This window comes from Nonomuraea antri, assembly GCF_013283785.1.
GTDB lineage: Bacteria > Actinomycetota > Actinomycetes > Streptosporangiales > Streptosporangiaceae > Nonomuraea > Nonomuraea antri.
Window position 1 is genome coordinate 1 of the sequence record NZ_JABCPZ010000472.1, and the last position, 2,659, is coordinate 2,659.

Sequence of the window (2,659 nt, forward strand, 5' to 3'; positions counted from 1 at the left end):
CGCCTCCCCTGACCACCGGCGCCCCCGATCACCGCTCGATCAGGTCTCGCGCTCCGGGTGGTAGTGCTCCTCGGGGACGCCGAACGTCCAGGCGACGCCCTGCCGCGCCCGCTGCACCCACGGCGGCACCCGCAGGAAGTACGTGCGCCGCGTGCCGTCGGGCTCGGGCGTGGAGTTGACCACCTCGACCATGACGATCGGCTCGTCGTCGGGCAGGTCGATGCGCCACAGCACGCCGGTGTCGTCGGAGTGCCGCGGCCGTGCGCCCGACTCGGCGAGGTAGCGTTCCATGCCGAAGTGTTCGAGCATGGCCCGGCGCAGCTCGGCGTTCTCCTGCGCGCGGATGGCCGCGGGAGTGATGTCGCCCATCGTCGCCCCGAAGTCCTCCGGGACGGGCATGCCGTGCCAGGCGTGCAACGCGAATCCGTCGGCGTAGAGCAGCGCGGGACCGTCGGCGCGGTGCAACCGGCCCAGGTCGTCGAGGTGCAGCTCGACCGGGCGCTCGGTGACGACGGCCAGCCGCTCGAACGGCCACCACCAGCCGGCGCCGCCCGCCACCCGCTTGAGCCCGTCGAGGCCGTCGAACGCCGACAGCCAGGGCGCGTCGTGCTGGCCGAGCACCGCGTCGAGCGTGATCCTGCGCAGCCCCTCGCCGCCGAGATCGGCCACGGCCCGGCGGATGTCCGTGACGATCCGGTTGACCTGCGGCCACAGCCGGCCGCCGGTGTCGGACCAGTGCGCGGCCCACCCCGTCGGCCCCAGCTCCCGATGCGCCGCCGCCCTGGCACGCTCCCACGGCGCCGTACGAACGACCTCACGCACGCAACTCCCGGGATCAATGCCTTCGAGACTCCCGGGATCGAAGGCTCCGAGACTCGCAGGGTCGAAAGCTCCGAGACTCCCGAGATCGAAGGCTCCGAAACTCCCTGAACCGACGCCTTCGGATTTCCCCGGATCGACGCCTTCAGGTCCCGCCGGGCCGACGCCTTCAGGTCCCCCCGGGCCGACGCCTTCAGGTCCCCCCGCGTCAACGCCTTCGAGTTCGGCCACCGGCTTGAGTCCCGCCTGGGTCAGCGCGGCGAGCACCTTCTGGTCACCGGTCAGCCAGGCCACCGCGACCGCCCCGGCCGCAGGCGAAGGCAGCACCACGACCCGCTCCGGCTCGGCGAGCCCAGCCTCACGGTACGCCTGCCGCACCGCCGACTCGACGTCGTCGCCAGGCCCGGTGGCGGCGGCGATCTCCTCCCACGTCAACGTCGTCATCAGTCGGCCACCACCCGGTACGCGCCAGGAATGTACTCGCGCTGCCTGACCACCCGGTACCAGCCCTTGGGCAGCGAGATCGCGTCGTGCTCCTCGTGCACGAGCCTGCCGCCCTCGGGCAGGTGCAGGAAACCGCCGGAGAGCGTGCCCGGGCCGGGGATGGCGTGGCAGTGGCCGGTGGCCTCGCCGTACGCCAGCACCAGCCTGCCGCGTGCGTCGCGAGGCTCGGGCCGCGTCACGCGCGGAGCCTCCTCATCGGGCACGGGCATGATCAGGATGTCGCCCTGTCGGTACATCGACCAACCTCCATCGTCGGGGGATGGCGAAAAGCTACTGGTCCCCACCGACAGTTCGACGCCCCCTTCAAAACCCGGTACTTCAACGCCCCCCTTCAGGACCACCGACACTCCGTCAGCCGCTCCCGCCCCGACGGTTCGGGAAGGCGGACACCCAGGCCCGACGGTCCGGAAGGGGGACGCCCAGCCCCGACCGTGCGGGAAAGCCGCCCGTCCGGGAGGCGAACGCCCGACCCCGGCCGTACGGGAAAGCCGACCGTCCAGGAGGCGAACACCCGGCCCCAGCCGTACGGGAAAGCCGACCGTCCAGGAGGCGAACACCCTGCTCCCGCCGCGCGGGAAAGCCGCCCGTTCGGGAGACGGACACCCGGCTCTCGCCGCGCGGGAAGGCCAACCGTCCGGAAGGCCGACCGACCGGGAGGCGGACGCCCGGCCCGGCCATTCGGAAAGCCGATCGTTCGGGAGGGGACGCCCGGCTCCCGCCGTGCGGGAAGGCCGACCGTTCGGGAGGGGACGCCCGGCCCCGGTCGTGCGGGAAAGCCTCCGTTCGGGAAGGCGACACCCGGCCCCAGCCGTTCAGGAAGCTGGGCCGTTCAGGAGGGGGACGCCCAGCGCCGATGGGTCAGCGTGTCCGTCCGCTTCGGCGGCGACCGTTTGGGGAGTCGTTCAGCGGTGGCGGGCTCGGGAGGCTGCGGCGTGTGCCCGGTTGGCGCATTTGGTCGAGCAGAACAGGCGGCGTCCCGGGCGGCTCCGGTCGATGAACGCGTCCTCGCAGGGCGCGGCGCCGCACATACGCAGGCGCGACCAGTCCCCGGCGGCGGCGAGGTCCAGCAGTTCGCGTACCGCCCGCACGGCGAGCCGCTGCGCCAGACCGGCCCCGGGTCCGGCGGCCGGGCGCAGGCCGGGGAGCCCGTCGCGGTCCTCGATGACGGCACGGATGGGCAGCTCAGCGGCCCATCGCGTCAACGCAACGGTCCGCTCGCCAGGCTCGGCCCGCAACAACGCCCGCAGCCGCCCCCGCACCTCTCGAACCTCCACCAGCCCATCCGCCAACTCGCCCTGTCCCGAACCGCGCCCCGCACCTGAACCGCACCCGACAC

General features: G+C 73.2%; 3 protein-coding genes. All 3 read right to left on the reverse strand.

From position 1 onward, the window contains the following. Positions 1-39 precede the first annotated feature (39 nt). On the reverse strand, positions 40-1,263 hold the full coding sequence (locus HII36_RS54550; RefSeq protein WP_173531273.1) for a DUF6745 domain-containing protein: 1,224 nt from the start codon (positions 1,261-1,263) through the stop codon (positions 40-42). Next, positions 1,263-1,559: a hypothetical protein gene (locus tag HII36_RS54555; RefSeq protein WP_173531274.1), complete on the reverse strand. Its 297-nt coding sequence runs from the start codon at positions 1,557-1,559 to the stop codon at positions 1,263-1,265. The genes HII36_RS54550 and HII36_RS54555 overlap by 1 nt, the downstream gene beginning before the upstream one ends. A gap of 666 nt (positions 1,560-2,225) precedes the next feature. Continuing rightward, on the reverse strand, positions 2,226-2,659 hold a 434-nt coding region (locus HII36_RS54560; protein WP_217371133.1), incomplete at its 5' end, for a CGNR zinc finger domain-containing protein.

Bases quoted from the DNA above. Each gene is read 5' to 3' on its own strand.
- HII36_RS54550 (WP_173531273.1), bottom strand. From the start codon at position 1,263: ATGACGACGTTGACGTGGGAGGAGATCGCCGCCGCCACCGGGCCTGGC.
- HII36_RS54555 (WP_173531274.1), bottom strand. From the start codon at position 1,559: ATGTACCGACAGGGCGACATCCTGATCATGCCCGTGCCCGATGAGGAG.